Annotated in this window: 19 protein-coding genes; 14 read left to right on the top strand and 5 right to left on the bottom strand. The window is 68.7% G+C overall.

Annotation, left to right across the window (positions count from 1 at the left end; genetic code table 11):
* The first annotated feature begins 215 nt into the window (after nt 1–215).
* From recO to LCH29_RS35235, 8 genes are all read left to right on the top strand, one after another.
* Entirely contained in the window at nt 216–962 is a 747-nt protein-coding gene (recO, locus tag LCH29_RS35200) for a DNA repair protein RecO (RefSeq protein ID WP_063734250.1), read from the top strand.
* Between the two features lie 42 nt (nt 963–1,004).
* Complete coding sequence (locus LCH29_RS35205) at nt 1,005–1,844, top strand: isoprenyl transferase (RefSeq protein WP_446465729.1); 840 nt, start codon at nt 1,005–1,007, stop codon at nt 1,842–1,844.
* A gap of 260 nt (nt 1,845–2,104) precedes the next feature.
* Nucleotides 2,105–3,460, top strand: a complete 1,356-nt coding sequence (locus LCH29_RS35210; protein ID WP_446465730.1) for a cytochrome P450 — start codon at nt 2,105–2,107, stop codon at nt 3,458–3,460.
* A gap of 110 nt (nt 3,461–3,570) precedes the next feature.
* On the top strand, nt 3,571–3,930 hold the full coding sequence (locus LCH29_RS35215; RefSeq protein ID WP_446465731.1) for a hypothetical protein: 360 nt from the start codon (nt 3,571–3,573) through the stop codon (nt 3,928–3,930).
* Nucleotides 3,927–8,246 carry a DUF6531 domain-containing protein gene (locus LCH29_RS35220; protein WP_446465732.1) on the top strand — a complete coding sequence of 1,440 codons (4,320 nt, stop codon included), beginning with the start codon at nt 3,927–3,929 and terminating at the stop codon, nt 8,244–8,246. Before LCH29_RS35215 ends, LCH29_RS35220 begins: the two co-directional genes overlap by 4 nt.
* A 113-nt stretch (nt 8,247–8,359) precedes the next feature.
* On the top strand, nt 8,360–8,710 hold the full coding sequence (locus LCH29_RS35225; protein WP_446465733.1) for a barstar family protein: 351 nt from the start codon (nt 8,360–8,362) through the stop codon (nt 8,708–8,710).
* A 372-nt stretch (nt 8,711–9,082) separates the two neighbouring features.
* The gene (locus LCH29_RS35230) at nt 9,083–9,460 is read left to right on the top strand and encodes a hypothetical protein (RefSeq protein WP_446465734.1); all 378 of its coding nucleotides are present in this window, start codon (nt 9,083–9,085) and stop codon (nt 9,458–9,460) included.
* Nucleotides 9,461–9,936: 476 nt separating this feature from the next.
* Nucleotides 9,937–10,434, top strand: coding sequence for a hypothetical protein (locus tag LCH29_RS35235; RefSeq protein WP_446465735.1), 498 nt, complete (start codon nt 9,937–9,939; stop codon nt 10,432–10,434).
* Nucleotides 10,435–10,610: 176 nt separating this feature from the next.
* On the opposite strand, the gene LCH29_RS35240 is transcribed toward LCH29_RS35235, so the two are convergent.
* Nucleotides 10,611–11,465, bottom strand: a complete 855-nt coding sequence (locus tag LCH29_RS35240) for an AraC family transcriptional regulator (RefSeq protein ID WP_446465736.1) — start codon at nt 11,463–11,465, stop codon at nt 10,611–10,613.
* A 49-nt stretch (nt 11,466–11,514) separates the two neighbouring features.
* Between LCH29_RS35240 and LCH29_RS35245 the strand changes: the two genes are divergently transcribed.
* Genes LCH29_RS35245 through LCH29_RS35260 form a run of 4 tightly spaced genes read left to right on the top strand, consistent with a single transcriptional unit; the run spans nt 11,515 to nt 13,333 of the window.
* Complete coding sequence (locus tag LCH29_RS35245; protein WP_446465737.1) at nt 11,515–11,964, top strand: DUF2000 family protein; 450 nt, start codon at nt 11,515–11,517, stop codon at nt 11,962–11,964.
* A gap of 38 nt (nt 11,965–12,002) precedes the next feature.
* A complete protein-coding gene (locus tag LCH29_RS35250; protein ID WP_446465738.1) occupies nt 12,003–12,485 on the top strand; it encodes a hypothetical protein in 483 nt (160 codons plus the stop codon).
* The gene (locus LCH29_RS35255) at nt 12,472–12,903 is read left to right on the top strand and encodes a helix-turn-helix transcriptional regulator (RefSeq protein WP_446465739.1); all 432 of its coding nucleotides are present in this window, start codon (nt 12,472–12,474) and stop codon (nt 12,901–12,903) included. The genes LCH29_RS35250 and LCH29_RS35255 overlap by 14 nt, the downstream gene beginning before the upstream one ends.
* Nucleotides 12,904–12,913: 10 nt before the next feature.
* The gene (locus tag LCH29_RS35260; RefSeq protein WP_009718028.1) at nt 12,914–13,333 is read left to right on the top strand and encodes a VOC family protein; all 420 of its coding nucleotides are present in this window, start codon (nt 12,914–12,916) and stop codon (nt 13,331–13,333) included.
* An 11-nt stretch (nt 13,334–13,344) separates the two neighbouring features.
* Here the strand turns inward: LCH29_RS35260 and LCH29_RS35265 are convergent, their stop codons facing one another.
* The 4 genes from LCH29_RS35265 to LCH29_RS35280 form a co-directional block, all read right to left on the bottom strand.
* A complete protein-coding gene (locus tag LCH29_RS35265) occupies nt 13,345–13,764 on the bottom strand; it encodes a Fur family transcriptional regulator (RefSeq protein WP_446465740.1) in 420 nt (139 codons plus the stop codon).
* Between the two features lie 110 nt (nt 13,765–13,874).
* Complete coding sequence (locus tag LCH29_RS35270; RefSeq protein ID WP_446465741.1) at nt 13,875–14,762, bottom strand: metal ABC transporter permease; 888 nt, start codon at nt 14,760–14,762, stop codon at nt 13,875–13,877.
* A gap of 1 nt (nt 14,763) precedes the next feature.
* Entirely contained in the window at nt 14,764–15,687 is a 924-nt protein-coding gene (locus tag LCH29_RS35275) for a metal ABC transporter ATP-binding protein (RefSeq protein ID WP_446465742.1), read from the bottom strand.
* A 41-nt stretch (nt 15,688–15,728) separates the two neighbouring features.
* Nucleotides 15,729–16,721, bottom strand: a complete 993-nt coding sequence (locus tag LCH29_RS35280; protein WP_446465743.1) for a metal ABC transporter substrate-binding protein — start codon at nt 16,719–16,721, stop codon at nt 15,729–15,731.
* A gap of 153 nt (nt 16,722–16,874) precedes the next feature.
* Here LCH29_RS35280 and LCH29_RS35285 point away from each other — a divergent pair, with 153 nt between their 5' ends.
* Entirely contained in the window at nt 16,875–18,257 is a 1,383-nt protein-coding gene (locus LCH29_RS35285; RefSeq protein ID WP_123104010.1) for a glycine--tRNA ligase, read from the top strand.
* A gap of 301 nt (nt 18,258–18,558) precedes the next feature.
* On the top strand, nt 18,559–19,965 hold a 1,407-nt coding region (locus LCH29_RS35290; protein ID WP_446465744.1), incomplete at its 3' end, for an IS200/IS605 family accessory protein TnpB-related protein.

Genomic DNA, 19,965 nt, shown 5'->3' on the forward strand with positions numbered 1-19,965 from the left:
CCTGATGCCGCAATTGAAGCGAACAGGCGACACGCCCCGAAAGGAGCAAAAAACCATAGAAGGAGTACAAGTGATGAATCAGACAATAGGATGAGGAGCGGGTTGCGTCATTCCGTGCTGGCGTACGCCCCTCGAGGAGCCGTCCGCGAGGCCGGATGACATACCCGGCAGCCGGGCGGTTCGATCACCTGTCCCGCTGGGGGACAATGGGCGCCATGAGTCTGTTCCGCGACGACGGCATCGTGCTGCGCACCCAGAAGCTGGGCGAAGCGGACCGGATCATCACCCTGCTCACCCGCAACCACGGCCGCGTCCGCGCCGTGGCCCGCGGGGTGCGCCGTACGAAGTCGAAGTTCGGCGCGCGCCTCGAACCGTTCTCCCATGTGGACGTGCAGTTCTTCGCCCGCGGCGGCGAGCTGATCGGCCGCGGGCTGCCGCTGTGCACGCAGAGCGAGACGATCGCCCCCTACGGTGGCGGAATCGTCACCGACTACGCCCGCTACACCGCCGGTACGGCGATGCTGGAGACCGCGGAGCGGTTCACCGACCATGAGGGCGAGCCCGCCGTGCAGCAGTATCTGCTCCTCGTCGGCGGGCTGCGTACGCTGGCCTCCGGGGAGCACGAGCCGCATCTCATCCTGGACGCGTTCCTGCTCCGCTCACTCGCCGTGAACGGCTACGCGCCCAGCTTCGACGACTGTGCGAAGTGCGGGATGCCCGGTCCGAACCGGTTCTTCTCGGTCGGCGCGGGCGGGGTCATCTGCGGAGAGTGCCGCGTGCCGGGAAGCGTCGTACCCTCTGCGGAGTCCCTGACGCTGCTGGGCGCGCTGCTGACCGGCGACTGGGAGACGGCGGACGCCTGTGAGCTGCGCCATGCCCGGGAGGGCAGCGGGCTCGTCGCGGCGTACTTGCACTGGCACTTGGAGCGGGGCCTCAGGTCGCTCCGGTACGTAGAGAAATAACACCAAGCACACAGCACACCGCATACGAGGAGACGCGAAGCCATGGCACGACGCGGGATTCTGGGCCGACAGCGGCGCGAGTACCGGGCCCCGGACCCGCACCCGTCCGGCGCCCGCCCGCCGAAGATCCCCGGCGAGCTGGTGCCGAACCACGTGGCCTGCGTGATGGACGGGAACGGCCGCTGGGCCAAGGAGCGCGGGCTGCCGCGTACGGAGGGCCACAAGGTCGGCGAGGGCGTCGTCCTGGACGTGCTCAAGGGCTGCCTGGAGCTCGGCGTCAAGAACCTCTCCCTCTACGCCTTCTCCACCGAGAACTGGAAGCGCTCGCCCGACGAGGTGCGCTTCCTCATGAACTTCAACCGTGATGTCATCCGCCGCCGCCGCGACGAGATGGACGAGCTGGGTATCCGCATCCGCTGGGCGGGCCGGATGCCGAAGCTGTGGAAGTCGGTGGCCCAGGAACTCCAGGTCGCGCAGGAGCAGACCAAGGACAACGACGCCATGACGATGTACTTCTGCATGAACTACGGCGGCCGCGCCGAGATCGCGGACGCGGCGAAGGCGCTGGCCGAGGACGTGCGCGCGGGCAAGCTCGACCCGTCCAAGGTGAACGAGAAGACGCTCGCCAAGTACCTCTACTACCCCGACATGCCGGACGTGGACCTGTTCCTGCGCCCGTCGGGCGAGCAGCGCACGTCGAACTACCTGATCTGGCAGAGCGCCTACGCCGAGATGGTCTACCAGGACGTGCTGTGGCCGGATTTCGACCGCCGCGACCTGTGGCGCGCCTGCCTCGAATACGCCTCCCGCGACCGCCGCTTCGGCGGGGCGATCCCGAACGAGGACCAGCTGAAGAAGGAGGACGGCCCACAGCCTGCATGAGGCCTTCCGGCAGGTCCGGGCCGGGGTCGCTCTGTTCAGTCCCTGGTCCGGCCGCTAGTGTGGCTGCCCAGTAGCGGGTCGATTTCGCTCCGTGCCGTGCGACAGGATGCCCTGTGGCCGTTCCCCCACCACGGACCACAAGGCCTGGCCGGAATGAGCACTGCTGTCGCTCCCCCAGCTACCGCTGGGCGGTACTCCCTAGGACATCGAAGATGCGATTCCCCCCGTCCGAGTTGGCGTCCCTGGCCGTTGAACCACTGATGACCCGGGACTTCGAGACCCGGCCCGGGTCGGTCTACGCACGGTTGCGGGGCCGGTACGGCCCGGTGGCGCCCGTGGACCTGCACGGAGTCCCGGTGTGGCTGGTTCTCGGCTACCGCGAGGTGTGGGAGGTCCTGCGGGACGAGAGCACGTGGAAGAAGGACGTCCAGCACTGGCGGTTGATGCGTGAGGGCCTGGTGCCGTCCGACTGGCCGTATCTGCCCGGCTATCAGGTCGGGCATCTGCTGCTGAGCGACGATCAGGAGCGCAAGGCGACGCGCGCCGCCGTGGACGACGCGCTCCGTCCCTTCCAGGACACTCAGGCGCCACATTCCTGGGATATGCAGAAGGCCATCTCCCAGCACGCCGACGAGCTGATCACGTTCTTCGCGGACGGCAGCGACAGCGGATGGGTGGACCTGGGCGCACAGTTCGCGCGTCCGCTGCCGCTGATGGTCGTCAACCGGCTGTTCGGCTTCCCGGTCGACCAGGGTGACGACGTCTTCATGGACTCGTGGCGCATGGTGGACGGCGGCCCGGACGCCGGTGCGGCCGTCGGACGGCTGGTGGCGGCGACGACCGAGCTGGCCGCGTACAAGCGCGAGAACCCGGGCGACGACCTGACCACCCGGCTGCTCGCCGCCGACCCGCCACTGACAGTGGAACAGATCGGCATCGAGCTGTACGCGATCCTCGTCATCATGTCCGAGCTGGTCAGCCACGCCATCACCAACAGTGTGCTGGAGGTGCTGGACGGAGAGGCAGGGGCGCAGGCGGCCCTCATGGCGGGCCCCACCGAAGAGCTGGTCAACCGCGTGCACATCGCCTCGCCCCCGTGGGTCAACCTCACCGCCCGCTACCCGGTGGCCGACACTGACCTGGGGGACTTCCGGCTCGCCGCGGGCGACATGGTCATGCCCTCGATCGCCGCCGCGCACGGCGACCCGATGTTCACGACGACCAACAGCTATGAGAGGTCGACCAGCTCGCGCGCCCATCTGGCCTGGGGCACGGGGCCGCACCAGTGCCCGGGGCGGGAACTCGCGGACATGATCGTGACCACGGCGGTGGGCAGGCTGTTCGAGCGGTGCGACTTCGAACTGGGGCTGCCCGCCGACCAGTTGCCGTGGCGCTCGTCGGCGTTCGTACGCGGTCTGAAGTCCTTCCCGGTCCGGTTCCGGATGCGCGCGCGCCAGGCCCCGGTGCCCTCGTCCCCCGGACTCCCCGTACCCGCGCCCGCTCCGGCCCCCGGGCCGACCCCACCGGTCGCCCCCGAGCCCGCGTCCGCGCCTGCCCAGCCGACCCGCCCCCGCTCCGCGCTCTGGCGGTTCCTGGCGAGCCTGCGCCGGGGGTAGACGGGCGGCGCAGGCTTTACTCGTTGTAGAGCCCACATTGAGCAGGTCGTGATCACACCCCCTCTAGGCTTGAGACTTTGCACCACGAAGGCCGGAGGGGGAGACCTGGCATGGGCGGCGGCCACGGCAAGGGCGAGGTCCTGGACATCAAGGTGGCGGACATCAAGTCCGTCTCGCCGACGTTCCACCACCAGGCGGTCAAGCTGAGCGAGGCGCTGACCACGCTGATCAACACGCTGGACGGCTACGGCGAGCCGTGGGGGGACGACAAACCGGGCAAGGACTTCGCGAAGCACTACAAGCCGAACCAGAAGCACATCGAGTCGGCGACCGGTGTCCTCGTCCTCGGCCTGACCAGCATCCACGAGGCGATGCAGGACATGGCCGACGGCCACGTCGACAACGACAAGCTGATCGAGGGCATGTTCACCAAGGCGAAGAACGCGCCTGGCAAGGACGGCCACCAGTGAGCTTCGGCAGCGCGGTCGAGGAGAAGGCCAAGGCGATCCTGCTCGAACTGGGCATGTGGTGGCCGGACGCCAACTCCGGCACCCTGCGCCACGCCGCCGACGCCTGGCGGACCTTCGCCGACACCGTGGATGACGTGCGCGCCGCGACCAACAAGGCCGCCACGACGCTCATCCACAACAACAAGGGCGAGGCGATCGACGCCTTCGAGACCTTCTGGGGGCGCTACGCCAAGGGCAAGGACGCGGGCTGGCTGAGCGACCTCGCCACATCCGCCCGCAGCATGGGCAAGGCGCTGGACAGCTTCGCCGACAAGGTCGATGAGGCGATCGAGGAGTTGTGGACGCAGATCGCCATCGATGCCGTGGCGATCGTCGCCGGCGGGTTGCTGACCCTGCCGACCGGGGGCGGTTCCGACGCGGTCGCCGGGGAGATCATCGCCATGGCGGCGGGCCTGGGTGTCGCGGTGGAGGGGGCGGTGGCCACCATCGCGGCGGAGATGCTGGTCGGCGCCGTGTACACCAGCATCGCGTCGGTCACCGTCGACCTCGCCGTCGCGCAGCCGGTCAAGATCGCGCTCGGTCAGCAGGGTGGTTTCAGCCTGGACGAGGTGAACGCCGCCGCCAAGGAAGGCATGATCTACGGCGGCCTCTTCGGCGCCGGAGCGGGCGTGCTCAAGCCCGGGGTGCTGCCCAAGACCGGCGGCGTCCCCGGCCTGCTGAAGCCGCCCGGCATCCGCCCCAACCTCATTGGGAAGGGCCCCGCGGGCCGTCCCGCCAAGGAGACTCCGAAGGTCGGCGAACCCATTGACATCGCGACGGGCGCGATGCTGATGGAGCAGACCGACCTGACCCTGCCGGGCTCCCTGCCGCTGGTCTTCGAACGCACCCACCTCTCCTCCTACCAGGGTGGTGTCAGCTTCGGCCCGACCTGGTCCTGTCTGCTGGACGAGCGCATCCAGTTGGACTCCGAGGGCGTCGTCTTCGCCGCCGCCGACGGCATGCGGCTCGTCTACCCGGTGCCGGAGCCCGACGTTCCCACCCTGCCGGAGAAGGGTGCCCGCTGGCCGCTGGAGTGGGACGGGAAGCCGGACGGCGTCATGACCGTCACCGACCCGCAGACCGGTGTCGTACGGACCTTCACCCGACCGGTCCCGACGGAGGAGTCCGGCGCCGTCCACCTCTGGCTGGAAAGCCTCCAGGACCGCAACGGCACCCGCATCGACATCGAACGCGCCCTCGCAGGCAACCCTCTCGCCATCCGCCACTCCGGCGGTTACTACGTGGCCGTCGACACCGACGAGCACCGGCGCGTCACCGCCCTGCGTCTGCTCGACGAGGCGCCCTCGATCTACGAGCCCCACGGCCGCGACGGTGCCGGCACGATGGTGATGCGCTACGCGTACGACGAGGCCGGAAACCTCGCCGAGGTCATCAACTCCAGCAACGAGCCCCTGCGCTACACCTACGACGCGCAGGGCCGGGTCACGTCCTGGACCGACCGCAACGGCACGTCGTTCGCGTACGTCTACGGCCCGGACGGCCGGGTGATCCGCACCGAGGGCAGCGACGGCGTCTACAACGGCACCCTCGAATACGACGACCAGGCGCGCACCACGGTCTACACCGACTCCCTCGGCCACCGCACCACCTACCGCTACAACACCGACGGCCAGGTCATCGAGGAGACCGATCCCCTCGGCCACACCACCCTCACCACGTGGAACACCCGGGGCGACCGCCGCCTCTCGGTAACCGACCCCCTGGGCCACACCACCCGCTACGCCTACGACGAGGACGGCAACCTCACCGCCGTCACCCTCCCCGACGGCAGCGAGGCCCGGGCCACGTACAACGACCTCTGCCTGCCCGTAGAGGTCACCGAACCGGGAGGCACCACCTGGCGTCACGCCTACGACGAGGCGGGAAACCTCCTCGCCACCACCGACCCGACCGGTGCGAGGACCCACTACGGGTACAACGACCACGGCCACCTGACCGAGGTCACCGACGCCCTCGACCACACCACGCGCGTCACCCCCGACCCGGCCGGACTACCCCTCACCGTCACGGACCCCCTGGGCCACACCACAACGGCCCGCCGCGACCGCTTCGGCCGTGTGGTGGAGGTGGCCGATCCCCTCGGCCACACCACCCGCATGGGCTGGACCACCGAGGGCAAGCCCGCCTGGCGGGACTGGCCCGACGGCGTACGGGAGACCTGGACCTGGGACGGCGAAGGCAACCTCCGCAGCCACACCGACCCCCCGGGCCACACCACCCGCCACACCGCCACCCACTTCGACGTCCCGGCGACTCGCACGGACCCGGACGGCGCGAGCTACGCCTTCGCGTACGACACCGAGGTGCGCCTGACCCAGGTCACCAACCCGCAGGGCCTGACCTGGACGTACACCTACGACCCGGCGGGCCGCCTCACCGCCGAGACCGACTTCAACGGCCGCACCCTCACCTACACCCACGACGCGGCGGGCGGTCTGCGGACCCGCACCAACGGCGCGGGCGAAACCCTCCACTTCACCCGCGACGCGCTCGGCCGTACCGTCGAACAACGCACCGACGCGGGCGAAACCACGCGGTACACCTACGACACCTCAGGCCACCTGACGCAAGCGGTCAACCCGGACTCCGAGCTGACGATAGAGCGGGACGTTTTGGGCCGGGTCCTCTCAGAAACCGTCAACGGCCGCATCACCACCTACGCCTACGACGCCGTCGGTCGCCGCACCGAACGCACCACCCCCAGTGGCCTGCGCTCCACCTGGACGCACGACGCCACAGGCCACGCAACCAGCCTCGACAACGGCGCGGGCGCCCTGTCGTTCACGTACGACGCAACGGGCCGAGAAACGGAACGCCACCTGGGCGACGGCGTATCCCTGACCCAGACCTGGGACAAGGCGGACCGCCTCACCACCCAAACCCTCACCGGCGGCTCCGACGCGGCCGACCACCTCCTCCAGCACCGCTCGTACGCCTACCGCGCGGACGGCTACCTCACCGAGATCCGCGAACTCACCTCCGGGACGCGCCGCTTCGACCTCGACCCGGTCGGCCGGGTCACCGCCGTCCATGCCCACGGCTGGACCGAGACGTATGCGTACGACACAGCGGGCAACCTCACCCACGCCACGGCCCCGGACCACGGCACCCCCGGCGACCGCGACTTCACCGGCACGATCCTCCACCGCGCGGGCCGCACCACCTACGAACACGACGCCCAGGGCCGCCTCACCCGCCGCACCCGAAAACTCCTCAACGGCCGGACCCGCACCTGGACCTACACCTGGAACGCCGAAGACCGCCTCACCGACGCGACCACCCCCGACGGCGAGCACTGGCACTACACGTACGACCCCCTCGGCCGCCGCATAGCCAAACACCGCCTGGCCGAGGACGGCACCGCCGCCGAAACCCTCCACTTCACCTGGGAAGACACCCGCCTGGCGGAACAGTCCACCCCGGACGGCACCCACACCACCTGGGACTACACCCCCGGCACCCACCGCCCCCTCACCCAGACCACCCACCACACCCGCCGCCCGGGCGACTCCCTCATCACCCAATTCGCGGACGCCACCGAGCCCCGCTTCCACGCCATCATCACCGACCTGGTCGGCACCCCCACCGAACTGGTCACCCCGGACGGCACCCTGGCCCGGCAAAACCGCACCACCCTCTGGGGCACCCCACTCCCCACCCCACCAGGTGCCGTCGACTGCCCCCTGCGCTTCCCCGGCCAATACGCCGACCCCGAAACGGGCCTGTACTACAACTACTTCCGCCACTACGACCCCGAGACGGCCCGCTACGCCACGCCCGACCCCCTCGGCCTCGCACCTGCTCCAAATTCCACCGTCTACGTCAGCAATCCCCACACCTGGATGGACCCCCTTGGCCTGAGCGGTTGTGGACCAAAGGGATTCGAGCCGGGCACTCAGCTGGGTGACACAAGTAAGCTTCGCGGATGGATCCCAACGAAGGTTCCGGACGAAGCCATGGAGTCTATTAAGGATGTCAAAAAATACGGCCGCGATGCGACAGGTTGGGGGTCTCAGTGGCACGGCCCCAATCTGACGATGGAGCCGTTCGGTAATACCGGAAAGAATGAGGCCCACGTGCTCCCGACGCGTGATCCGCAAGGTAATCCGATCACTTACAAAGAATACGGTGCGCCAGCTTCGAAGGACAATCCGAAGCCCGGTGGCGAGAGGACGGTCTGGGGGAGTGACGGATCCGTCTACTATACGCCTACGCACTACCAGACCTATATCGTTGTGGAGAGTCCGAAATGGTAATGGATCGGGGCTCCTGGATCCAGGTTAAGCCCTGGCTCCATCTCGTGGGGGCGGAGGTTCGTGTTCCGGTGCGAAGCTTGCTTCCCATGCCGGGGTCAACATTCACGGCATGGATGAACGGAACTCATATGGGAACCCTCGATGGAGTGTTCCAGAGTTTCTACGACGCGTTTAGGCTGCCGGATTATTTCGGATGGAATCTTCCTGCGCTGAATGACTGCCTCCGAGACCTGAGGTGGATCTCGGCGGATCAGTACGTCCTGCTGATCGAAGAGGCGCAGGATGTTCTCAGTGAGGAGAGGGAAGACCTTGCTGAATTCCTTAGCATTCTCGCGAGGGCTGGAGAGAAGTGGTCCTACGCGAAGCATCCTGGGGTAAATGAAAGGGCGGCCTTTCAGGTTGTTCTTGAATGCGGCGAGGAAGGTTTGTCACGTATGAGTGAGGCTACTTCCCATTTGCTGTGAATCGGTCACGAGAACCCGCTCTCCGTTGCTGTCTGCAGATTGCGACAGGGAGATCGGGCATCTGCTGAAATACGCGCGAGACGACTGGCTGGGATTCTCTGTGATCAGCGGTGCGGTCGCAACCTTCTTGGGGAAGGGGGCCACTCGTCAGGAGTTGACGAGCGTGACGCTACGAATCGTGGGTGATCTGTACGACAGGGGGGTTCGTGCCGGAGATCTCACTGCGTCGGAAGCGCGCCCATTCTCTCCGTGGCATGCGGACAAGCAGGTAACCCTGGACAGGATCGAGTCGGCTATGCGGAAACTACCTGGGATGCCGGACTCGGGAGATATTTGCTGGTTCACAGTCCCATGAACAGTGCGGACACAAGCATGGACATGAATGAGGGGAACCGAGCGGTCGAAGACCTCCTCCACTGGCGCGGCGCGTTGGCCGACCTCATCCAGGCGGCTCGGGGTGAAGACATGTCCTTGGCCAGCGTCCTCGACCGCGTCATCGTCGCGGCCGTGCTGGAGAAGGTCGTGGAGGGCTTGGCGGAGCCCGGCGAGCTATTCCTCTGGGCCCACACCGTGCACTTTCGCGAAGACGTGGATCTCGAAGAGGGGCACGAGGACTTGCTGACGCAGTTCCTGTTCGAGATCTCAACACCTGAGCTGTTCGAAGCCGTTACGCCCGACCTCTGCTATCGCTGGCTGGGAAGATTCCGTACATCCCTGGCGACATCGGCAGTCGGCGAATCCCAAGAGTGAGCCTGAGGCGTGGTGGAGAAGCGAAGATCGCCGGACCAGCTCTCGCACCGTACGTTGCCGGAGGGAAAGGCGATCTCCAGCGTGAGGCGCCCGGTGTCCGGGGATCCCACTTCCCGCACGGCGAGGATCGTCTCGCCGAGGTGTTCCGCGAAAGGCGTCCCGCCGTTGATCGGGGTCACCTCGACGCGGCCGTTCTGCCCCATGCTGTACCCCTCGTACGGGGTCGAGTTCTCCACGATCAGGCACCAGTCCGAGCCGGTCGTGATGTGGGTGGAGACCTGTGCGCTGTCGATCAGCCATACGTCCAGCGGGACCGAGCGAGCCTCGGCGCCGTATCGGTGCCAGGCGGCGACGACGTGCTCAAGGCGTCGGCCGACCAGGTACTCAGGGCGCCTGGCGGGCCCGTGCAATGGGCACCCGTGCAACCGCGTCGACTCCGTTCGATAACCGTACCGATCATCCGGAGGACCGAGTACGTGGACGGCATTTCCCTCTTGGCGGACCTCATCACCACTGGCCGACTTCATGGGGTCGGCCCGGGCGCCTCCATCGAAGAAGTTGTTCAGGTGGTGAAGGCCGAGTTCATCGAAGTGGTCGATGAGGCACATGAAATGCTGCGCAGGGACTACGGTTTCGTGGAGATGTACTTCTCCGGTCGGCCAGAGGAGTGGGTCATGACCAGCGGGACCATCGAGGTCCACCGCTTGGCGGCTGACGGCGAGGGCGTGGCGGAGGAGTGGCGCCGGGACATGGGAGTCGACTTTCCCGCGTACTGTTCCTGGGCCGAGCTGCGGGAAGCGTTGTCCAGGACGTCGGCGGCGCCCGAGCTCGATCGCGTACGGCAGGGTGGCCACCTCGAATACCGGGCGCACGATACGAACGTCTCCGTGTTCGTGGTCGATGATCGGGAAGAGCGCGATCATTGGCCGGGAAAGGGAGACGTGTGGAGTGTCGGATTCAGCGTGAAGGGGTGAGGAGTTGACCGCGGAAGATTTTCGGTTCTTCGCCGAGGTCCGGGTCGTGGCCTCCCCTCGTCGACCGGAGCTACAGGGGGCCATCGGTGCGATCCTCGGCATTTCCGAGCCGCCCGACCCCGGCGCGGCGCCCCATGACGGGGTCATGCTCGACGGCTTCGACCTCGTGCATGTGTTCACCGGCGAGCAGATTGCGCCGACGGGGCGGGAGCGCCGGGAATCGGCCTCCTACGAGAGCCGACCAACCGGGCGTACCGGCCCGGGGCTACCCCCACGACCCGCTTGAAGTGGCGGGTCAGGTGGGACTGGTCGTAGAGGCCCACTGCGGTGGCCACTTCTCCCGGCGGCTTCCCATCCAGGAGCAGGCGGCGGGCCAGGTCGATGCGACGGGAGGTCACGTACTGGTGCGGGGCGATACCGAACGCCGCGCTGAAGGCGCGTACGAGGTGGGTGGGGTGGGCGTGGAGGAGGCGGGCGGCCTCTTCCAGGGTGGGGGCTTCGACGTAGCGCTCGTCGAGGAGGTCCCGCAGGTCCCGGGCGACGCCGCGGTCGGGCATCGCGGCGGCGGCGGTCGGCCCGGGGCGCAGGTGGTCGCGGAGGCGCTGGCTGATGAGGGCCAGGCGGCTCTCCGCCTCGAGTTCGTCGCCCGGGGTGGCGAGGGCGGCGTGCAGCTGTGCGATGCGTCGGCGCAGGAGGGGGTCGGTGAGGTCCGGGCCGTCGACTGCCGGACCGATGTAGCTCGCGTCCAGCTGGGTCATGTCGAGGTAGATGACCCGCTTGCGGAAGCCGTGGGCGGTGGCGGGGGAGCCGTTGTGGGGGACCTGCGGCGGCAGCAGGCTGACGGTGTCGTTCGGGGTGCCGCGCTCGTGGCGGTCCAGGTCGTAGCGGACCGCGCCGTCGTCGACGATCAGCAGGGTCCAGGCGTCGTGGACGTGCATGGGGTACGCGTGCTCGGTGAAGTGGGCGTGGAAGACCTCGCTGACGCCCGGGACCGACGGGCGCCAGGCAGAGATTTCCTGTCGGGACGCCATGCAAGGAACGTACAAGACGACGAGGGCCCGCAGCCGTCAGTCTCGAAGCATGAGAACGAGTGAGGAGAACGGGGCGGAGAGCGCCCCCGTTCGGTTCGATACGAAGATCGCCGTACTGCTGCGTGACGATTTGGAGACCTGGCAGCGGCTGAACGTGACCGCTTTCCTCGTCAGCGGGCTCGGCACCGCGGCCCCCGAGGTGATCGGCGAGCCGTACGCGGATGCCGACGGGACCGCGTATCTGTCGATGTTCCGCCAGCCCGTGCTGGTCTTCGAGGGGACGAAGGAGACGCTGACCACGGCGCACGGTCGGGCGCTGTCCCGCGCGCTGCCGCGGGCCGTGTTCACCTCGGACCTGTTCGGCACGGGCAACGACCGGGACAACCGGGCGGCCGTACGGGCGGTGGGCACCGACCAGCTCGACCTGGTGGGGCTGGCGGTCTACGGGCCGCGCAACGCGGTGGACAAGGTCCTCAAGGGTGCGCGGATGCATCACTGAGCGGGGCGTGACCCGCCCCCGTCGTTAGCCTGAGGATCATGGAATTCGCGAGGGCTGATTGGGACCCGGAGCTGCATGGGTTCCGGGTCGATCCGACCGCCTATCTGGCGGAGCTGCCGCGGCTGCGGGCGGCTCTGCCGCCCGGGGCGTGGGCGTTCGCTTCCGATGAGGGGCACTACCGCCTCGGGAGCGGCACCAGGTGTGTGAAGGACCTGGGGCTGGCCGGGGTGGACATCCCCAGGGGCAAGGAGGGCGGGCTGACGCTCACCTTCGTGCCGAGCAGGTGGAAGCACGACGCGGGGCTGCGCATCCGCTACACCGGCGTACGGCACTTTTCGATCACGTACGAGCACGCCATCGACTGGATGGAGACGGACACGGTCCTGCTCGACGAGATCCTTCCGCATGACGCCGGATGCAGCCATGAGATCGTCCTGACCGATGCGGTGATCGTCGTGCACTGCCGGGATCTGGCAGCCGTCTGGGGCGGCGTGGGATCCTCTGGGAGTGAATCTGGATGACCTGGTCCGGTTGCGGCGGGCGCGGGACCGGATGGATCGGGACTACGCGCAGCCGCTGGACGTGCCTGCGCTGGCGCGCGGGGCGCTGATGTCGACGGGGCACTTCGCGCGGAGCTTCCGCGAGGCCTTCGGGGAGACGCCGTACAGCTATCTGATGACGCGCAGGATCGAGCGGGCGAAGGCGCTGCTGCGGCGGGGGGACCTGTCGGTGACGGACGTCTGCTTCGCGGTCGGGTGTACGTCGCTGGGGTCGTTCAGCTCGCGGTTCACGGAGCTGGTGGGGGAGAGCCCGAGCGCGTACCGGGCGCGCGATCACGAGCACGGTGCGGAGATTCCGGCGTGTGTCGCCAAGGTCTTCACCCGACCGGTCAGGGATCCGATCAGGAATGGAGAAGCGAAGCCCGCTTCCCGGTCGTAGCGTGACAGACATGAACACCAACATCACGCTTTCGACCTGCTTCATCGCCGTCGACGACCATGACAAGGCGCTCGAGTTCTACCGCGACATCCTGGGCCTGGAGGTGCGCCAGGACGTCGGTTTCGAGGGAATGCGCTGGGTGACCGTGGGCTCGCCGTCGCAGCCGGACGTCAACATCGTCCTCGAACCCCCCGCCGCGAACCCCAACGCCTCGCCCGCCGACAAGCAGGCCATGGCGGAACTGCTCGCCAAGGGCATGCTGCGCGGGGTCCTCTTCGCCACCGACGACGTCGACGCCACGTTCGAGCACATCCGGGCGGCGGGCGGCGAGGTGTTGCAGGAGCCGATCGACCAGCCGTACGGCGTGCGGGACTGCGCTTTCCGCGATCCGGCGGGGAACCTGCTGCGGTTCAACCAGCCGAAGCGCTAGCCGGGCAGCCCTCAGTCCGTCGCCGGGGCCGCGCAGTCGCCGCAGGTGCCGAAGATCTCGATCGTGTGGGCGACGTCCACGAAACCGTGCTCGGCGGCGATCGCGTCGGCCCACTTCTCGACCGCCGGGCCCTCGACCTCGACCGCCTTGCCGCAGGAGCGGCAGACGAGGTGGTGGTGGTGCTCCTCGCTGTTGCAGCGGCGGTAGACGGCCTCGCCCTCGGTGGTGCGCAGGACGTCGACCTCGCCGGCGTCGGCGAGGGACTGGAGGGTGCGGTAGACGGTGGTCAGGCCGACCGAGTCGCCCCGGTGCTTGAGCATGTCGTGAAGCTCCTGCGCACTGCGGAACTCGTCCACCTCGTCCAGTGCCGCCGCCACCGCCGCGCGCTGCCTGGTGGACCGGCCGCGTACTGGGGGACCCGCGGTCGCCACAGTTGCCTCCTCAACCTCGCTTGCCCGTAGCGCTCTGTCTGCCGCTCTGTCTGCTTGGCCATTGTGCCAGCTAATGGATCGGCTACGGGCTAGCTGTGGATGACTCCGTGCTACACGAGCACATCGTCCTTCAGCGTGCACCGCCCCTCGGCCGCCGCCGCGGACCGCCCGGCGTGTTGGGTGGCCCGGCGTTTGGCCAGGGGCGCGGCGAGCGCGGTGATGACGGCGAAGACGCCGATGGCGAGGACGACGATGCTCGCGCCGGGCGGCACGTTCTTGTAGAAGGAGAAGACGGTGCCGGACAGGGTGACCACGACGCCGATGCCGACCGCCAGCGCCAGCGTCATCGCGAAGCCGCGGGTGGCCTGCTGGGCGGCGGCGACCGGGACCACCATGAGGGCGCTGACCAGCAGCAGGCCGACGACGCGCATGGCGACGGTGACGGTGACCGCCGCGGTGACGGCCAGCAGCAGGTTGAGCGTACGGACCGGCAGCCCGGTGACCCGGGCGAACTCCTCGTCCTGGCAGACCGCGAACAGCTGTCGCCGCAGCCCGAGCGTGATCAGCACGACGAAGGCGGCGAGCAGGCTGATCACGACCACGTCCTGCTGCGACACGGTGGTGATCGAGCCGAAGAGGTACGTGGTGAGGTTGGCGTTGGAGCCGGTCGGCGCGAGGTTGATCAGCAGGACGCCGCCCGCCATGCCGCCGTAGAAGAGCATCGCGAGCGCGAGGTCGCCGCGGGTCTTGCCGTACCAGCGGATCAGCTCCATCAGCACGGCGCCGAGGGCGGAGACGAGGATGGCGGTCCAGACCGGGTTGGTGCCGGTCAGGAAGCCGAGCGCGACCCCGGTGAGCGCGACGTGGCCGATGCCGTCGCCCATGATCGCCTGGCGGCGCTGGACGAGGTAGATGCCGACGGCGGGGGCGGTGATGCCGACGAGGACGGCGGCGAGCAGGGCCCGCTGCATAAAGGCGTAGTCGAGGACTTCCAGCATGTCAGGTCAGCAACCCTGTCCGGATCGGTTCGGCGTCGGGCGCCGCGTGGGGATGGACGTGGTCATGGCCGGGCAGCGCATGCTGGCCGACGGCCTTGGGCGGCGGGCCGTCGTGGACGACGCAGCCGTCGCGGAGCACCACCGCGCGGTCGATCAGCGGCTCCAGCGGGCCCAGCTCGTGGAGGACGAGGAGGACGGTGGTCCCCGCGGCGACCTGCTCGCGCAGCGTCCCGGCGAGGATCTCCTGGCTGGCCAGGTCGACCCCGGCCATCGGCTCGTCCATGATCAGCAGTTCGGGTTCACCGGCCAGCGCACGGGCGATCAGCACCCGCTGGTGCTGGCCGCCAGAGAGCGCGCCGACCGGGTCGCGGGCGCGGTCGGCCATGCCGACCAGCTCCAGGGCGCGGCGGACGGCCGCCCGGTCCGCCTTGCGCGGCGGCCCGAACCGGCGGCGGGCCAGCCGCCCGGCCGAGACGACCTCGCGGACGGTCGCGGGGACGCCGCTGGCCGCGGTCGTCCGCTGCGGTACGTAGCCGACGCGGGCCCAGTCGCGGAACCGGCGCCCGGGGGTGCCGAACAGCGCCAGCTCGCCGCCGGTCAGCGGCACCTGGCCGACGACGGCGCGTACGGCGGTCGACTTGCCCGAGCCGTTCGCGCCGAGCAGCGCGACGACCTCGCCGCGGCCCACGGCCAGGTCGACGCCGCGCAGGATCGGGCGCCCGCCGAGGGAGGCGGTGGCGCCGCGCAGGGATATGACCGGGTCGGCGTCGCCCGCCGTCGCGGCGTGCTCGGTCGCCGCCCCGGGCCCGGTCGCCGTCCCGCGCTCGGTCGCCGTCCCGCGCCGGGCCGCTTTCTCGCGTTCCGCCGGTTCACCGGGCCGTGCACCGCTGTCGGGCGGTGCGCTGCCGTCGGGTTCCTTGGGCATGGGTTCCTCCGTCGTATCGCGCGTAACAGGCGTATCGCGCGTCATCCCGCGCCGAGCGCCTTGCGCAGGGCCGTCAGGTTGGACCGCATGACCTCGAAGTAGTCACGGCCCTTGGACGTCTTCCCGATCCCCTCGATGGGGTCGAGGACGTCCGTCTTCAGATGGAGATCGCCCGCCAGGGTCTTCGCCGTCTTGTCGCTCACCAGCGTCTCGAAGAAGACGGTGTTGACCTTGTCCTTCTTGGCGATCGTGTGCAGCCCCCGCATCCGCGCCGGGCTCGGCTCGGATTCCGGGTCGAGCCCGGAGATGGCCTCCTGGCGCAGCCCGTAGCGTTCGGAGAGGTAGCCGAACGCGGCGTGGGTGGTGATGAAGGTATCCGTGCTGCGGCCCTTCAATCCGGTCGTGAAGTCGTCATTGAGGGCGCCGAGCTGCTTCACCAGGGCGGCGGTGTTCTTCTTGTAGGCGGCGGCGTGGTCCGGGTCCGCCTTCTGGAGCGCCTTGCCGACGCCCTCGGCGACCTGGGCGTAGCGCACCGGGTCGAGCCAGACGTGCGGATCGGCGGCGGCGTCGCCCTCATGGGCCTCGTGCCCGTGCCCCTCGTGCCCGTGCTCGCCGGACTCGCCGTGCCCGTGGCCTTCCTCGCCCTCCACCTCCGTCCCGTGGTCCTCCAGGGAGGTGTACGAGGCGGCGTCGGCGAGATGCTGCGGCTTGGCCTGGCCAATGGCCTGGTCGACGGACGGCTGGAGCCCCTTGAGGTAGACCACCAGCCCGGCCTCGCTGAGCTGGGCCGTCTGCCGGGGGCTGATCTCCAGGTCGTGCGGTTCGACGCCGGGTTTGGTCAGGGTGGAGACATTCACATGGCTCCCCCCGATGCGCTGGGCGAGGAACTGCATCGGGTAGAACGACGCCACCACGTCGAGCTTGCCGTCCGTCCTTCCGTCACCGGTGTTGGAGGAGCAGGCTGTGAGGGTGGTCAAGCCCATCGCGGCGGCCCCGACGAGGGCTGCTGCGGGGGTGAGGCGGCGTATGTTCATGACTCTCATTTTCAACAAAAATGGAAACGGTTGTCAACAAGGGTCTTCTTCTTGATCAATTCCAGTATCGATTTGATCCGGGGGGTGCCGCCGCCGGTAACCTGAAGCATTCGCTTCGCGTCCTCCAATGTCGTCATCAATGAAGAGAGCACCGTGGCCGCCGACAAGATCGACACCATCGTCAGCCTGAGCAAGCGCCGTGGCTTCGTCTATCCGTGCAGCGAGATCTACGGCGGCCAGCGCGCCGCCTGGGACTACGGACCGCTCGGCGTGGAGCTGAAGGAGAACATCAAGCGCCAGTGGTGGCGTTCCATGGTCACTTCGCGCGACGACGTCGTGGGACTCGACTCGTCCGTGATCCTCGCCCGTGAGGTCTGGGAGGCGTCCGGCCACGTCGCCACCTTCACGGACCCGCTGACCGAGTGCACCTCCTGCCACAAGCGGTTCCGCGCGGACCACCTGGAGGAGGCCTACGAGGCCAAGCACGGCAAGCTGCCCGAGAACGGCATGGCCGACCTCAACTGTCCGCACTGCGGCAACAAGGGCAGCTTCACCGAGCCCAAGCAGTTCTCCGGGCTGCTCTCCACCCACCTCGGCCCGACCCAGGACTCCGGCTCGGTCGCGTACCTGCGCCCCGAGACCGCCCAGGGCATCTTCACCAACTTCCTCGCCGTGCAGCAGACCTCGCGCCGCAAGCCCCCGTTCGGCATCGCGCAGGTCGGCAAGTCCTTCCGGAACGAGATCACGCCGGGCAACTTCATCTTCCGCACCCGTGAGTTCGAGCAGATGGAGATGGAGTTCTTCGTCAAGCCGGGTGAGGACGAGACCTGGCACGAGTACTGGATGGAGCAGCGCTACAACTGGTACCGGGACCTCGGCCTCCAGGAAGCCAACATCCGTTGGTTCGAGCACCCGAAGGAGAAGCTCTCCCACTACTCGAAGCGCACCGCCGACATCGAGTACCGCTTCAACTTCGGCGGCTCCGAGTGGGGTGAGCTGGAGGGCGTGGCCAACCGCACCGACTACGACCTCAAGGCGCACTCCGCGGCGTCCGGCCAGGACCTGTCGTACTTCGACCAGGAGGCCGGGGAGCGCTGGACCCCGTACGTCATCGAGCCGGCGGCGGGCGTCGGCCGCGCCATGCTGGCCTTCATGCTCGACGCGTACATCGAGGACGAGGCGCCCAACGCCAAGGGCAAGCTGGAGAAGCGCACCGTGATGCGGCTCGACCCGCGGCTCGCCCCGGTCAAGGTCGCGGTGCTGCCGCTGTCCCGCAACCCGCAGCTGTCCCCGAAGGCCAAGGGGCTCGCGGCGGACCTGCGCAAGCACTGGAACATCGAGTTCGACGACGCGGGCGCCATCGGCCGCCGCTACCGCCGTCAGGACGAGATCGGCACGCCCTTCTGCGTCACCGTCGACTTCGACACGCTCGACGACAACGCGGTGACCGTGCGCGAGCGCGACACGATGAAGCAGGAGCGGGTCTCCCTCGACCAGATCCAGTCGTACCTGGGCGGCCGGCTGATCGGCTGCTGACCAGCGGCGTACGACAGGGCGCACAGCACGAGGACGGGCTCCGGCACCGCGGATAGAATGCCGCGGCGCCGGAGCCCGTCGTCGGCTTGGCAGGTTCGGTTCGGCAGGGGTTCGGCAGGAACGGGGATTCGGAACTGCTGGTGCTTGACAGTGCGCGAGTGCGGTTCCGTGCGCGTCAGTGAGTCCGGCGCCGGTGGCCGGGACGTGTGCGAGGGCCTGGAATCGATAGGAACGGGGGTTTGGTCGTCGAATGTGTGACCTTTGTGGGTGGGGGTCGTTGGACGGGGCGGCAGACTCTTCGATGCCGGGTGGGGTGAAAGGGTTGGGCATCGTGCGGGGGGTGGTGGCGCCGTTCGTGGTGCCTGGCCCGGCGGGGACGGCCATCCGGGCCCGGCTGCGCGTGTCAAAGACAGATGCGGCAGTCCTGACCGAGGTGGGGGTGTTCCTCGGCGCCCTGGCCGCTGGCGATCTCGCGGTGCGTTCCCGGCATGGCCTGGAGCACGGCAGTCAGAGCTGGGCGGTGCGCAAGCGGGAGCTGACGGGTGTCTCCTCGGCGCGGTGGGCGGGCAGTATCACCAAGGCCACGCATGATCAGTGGGCCTTGGCCCGGCGCGGGCAGACAGCTGAGATGGCGTGGCTGCGCAAGCAGATCGCGTCGATCGAGGCGCGGCTGGCGCGTCCGCTGGGTGCGAAGGCCGACAAGCGGGTAGGACTGCCGCGCGGGTACGGCTTGCGGGCCGAGTGGCATGCCAAGTCCCGGCGTCTGCACGCGCTGCGGGCCCGGCTGGCCGGGGTGGAGGCGGACTGGGCGGCGGGTCGCGTGCGGGTGGTGCGCGGCGGGAAGAGGCTCGTGCACCTGCGCCACCACCTGGACCAGGCCGGACTGAGCGAGCAGGCGTGGCGGGAGCGGTGGAAGGCGGTGCGGATGTTCCTGGCCGCCGACGGGGAGTCTGGCAAACGTCTGGGCAACGAGACGATCCGCGTCACCGCCATCGGACAGCTCTCGATCAAGCTCCCCGCCGCGTTGGCCCGTCTGGCCAACGCACCGCACGGCCGGTATGTGCTGGACGCGACCGTGGCGTTCCACCACCGGAGTGAGGAGTGGCGGGACCGGATCACGAACAACCGGGCGGTGGCCTACCGCATCCACCACGATGTGGCCCGGGGCCGTTGGTATGTGACCGCCTCCTGGCAGCGCGCCCCCGCTCCCGTACTGTCGTTGGAGGCCGCGCTTTCCCGGGGTGTGGTTGCCGTCGACATGAACGATGATCACCTGGCCGCCTGGCGGCTGGACATCCACGGCAACCCGGTCGGTGAACCCCACCGCTTCTTCTACGACCTGGCGGGGAGCACCCAGCACCGGGACGCCCAGATCCGGCACGCGCTCACCCGGCTGCTGCACCACACCCGCGCCGCCGGGGCGGGGGCGATCGCCGTCGAGGACCTGGACTTCACCGACGGCCGGTGCCGGGAGAAGTACGGCCGCAACAAGCGCTTCTGCCGTCTGATCTCCCGCTTCCCCACCTCCCGGCTGAAGGCGCGGCTGGTGGCGATGGCCGCCGAGCAGAACATCGCCATCGTCGCGGTCGACCCGGCCTATACCTCCCGCTGGGGCGCCCAGCACTGGCAGCAGCCCCTGACCACGAGCAACCGCAAGGTTTCCCGGCACGATGCGGCCAGCATCGCGATCGGGCGACGCGCCCTCGGA

The sequence above is a fragment of the Streptomyces sp. BRA346 genome, assembly GCF_052851135.1.

Bases quoted from the DNA above. Each gene is read 5' to 3' on its own strand.
- recO (WP_063734250.1), top strand. From the start codon at position 216: ATGAGTCTGTTCCGCGACGACGGCATCGTGCTGCGCACCCAGAAGCTG.
- LCH29_RS35205 (WP_446465729.1), top strand. From the start codon at position 1,005: ATGGCACGACGCGGGATTCTGGGCCGACAGCGGCGCGAGTACCGGGCC.
- LCH29_RS35210 (WP_446465730.1), top strand. From the start codon at position 2,105: ATGACCCGGGACTTCGAGACCCGGCCCGGGTCGGTCTACGCACGGTTG.
- LCH29_RS35215 (WP_446465731.1), top strand. From the start codon at position 3,571: ATGGGCGGCGGCCACGGCAAGGGCGAGGTCCTGGACATCAAGGTGGCG.
- LCH29_RS35225 (WP_446465733.1), top strand. From the start codon at position 8,360: ATGAACGGAACTCATATGGGAACCCTCGATGGAGTGTTCCAGAGTTTC.
- LCH29_RS35230 (WP_446465734.1), top strand. From the start codon at position 9,083: ATGGACATGAATGAGGGGAACCGAGCGGTCGAAGACCTCCTCCACTGG.
- LCH29_RS35240 (WP_446465736.1), bottom strand. From the start codon at position 11,465: ATGGCGTCCCGACAGGAAATCTCTGCCTGGCGCCCGTCGGTCCCGGGC.
- LCH29_RS35245 (WP_446465737.1), top strand. From the start codon at position 11,515: ATGAGAACGAGTGAGGAGAACGGGGCGGAGAGCGCCCCCGTTCGGTTC.
- LCH29_RS35250 (WP_446465738.1), top strand. From the start codon at position 12,003: ATGGAATTCGCGAGGGCTGATTGGGACCCGGAGCTGCATGGGTTCCGG.
- LCH29_RS35260 (WP_009718028.1), top strand. From the start codon at position 12,914: ATGAACACCAACATCACGCTTTCGACCTGCTTCATCGCCGTCGACGAC.
- LCH29_RS35270 (WP_446465741.1), bottom strand. From the start codon at position 14,762: ATGCTGGAAGTCCTCGACTACGCCTTTATGCAGCGGGCCCTGCTCGCC.
- LCH29_RS35275 (WP_446465742.1), bottom strand. From the start codon at position 15,687: ATGCCCAAGGAACCCGACGGCAGCGCACCGCCCGACAGCGGTGCACGG.
- LCH29_RS35280 (WP_446465743.1), bottom strand. From the start codon at position 16,721: ATGAACATACGCCGCCTCACCCCCGCAGCAGCCCTCGTCGGGGCCGCC.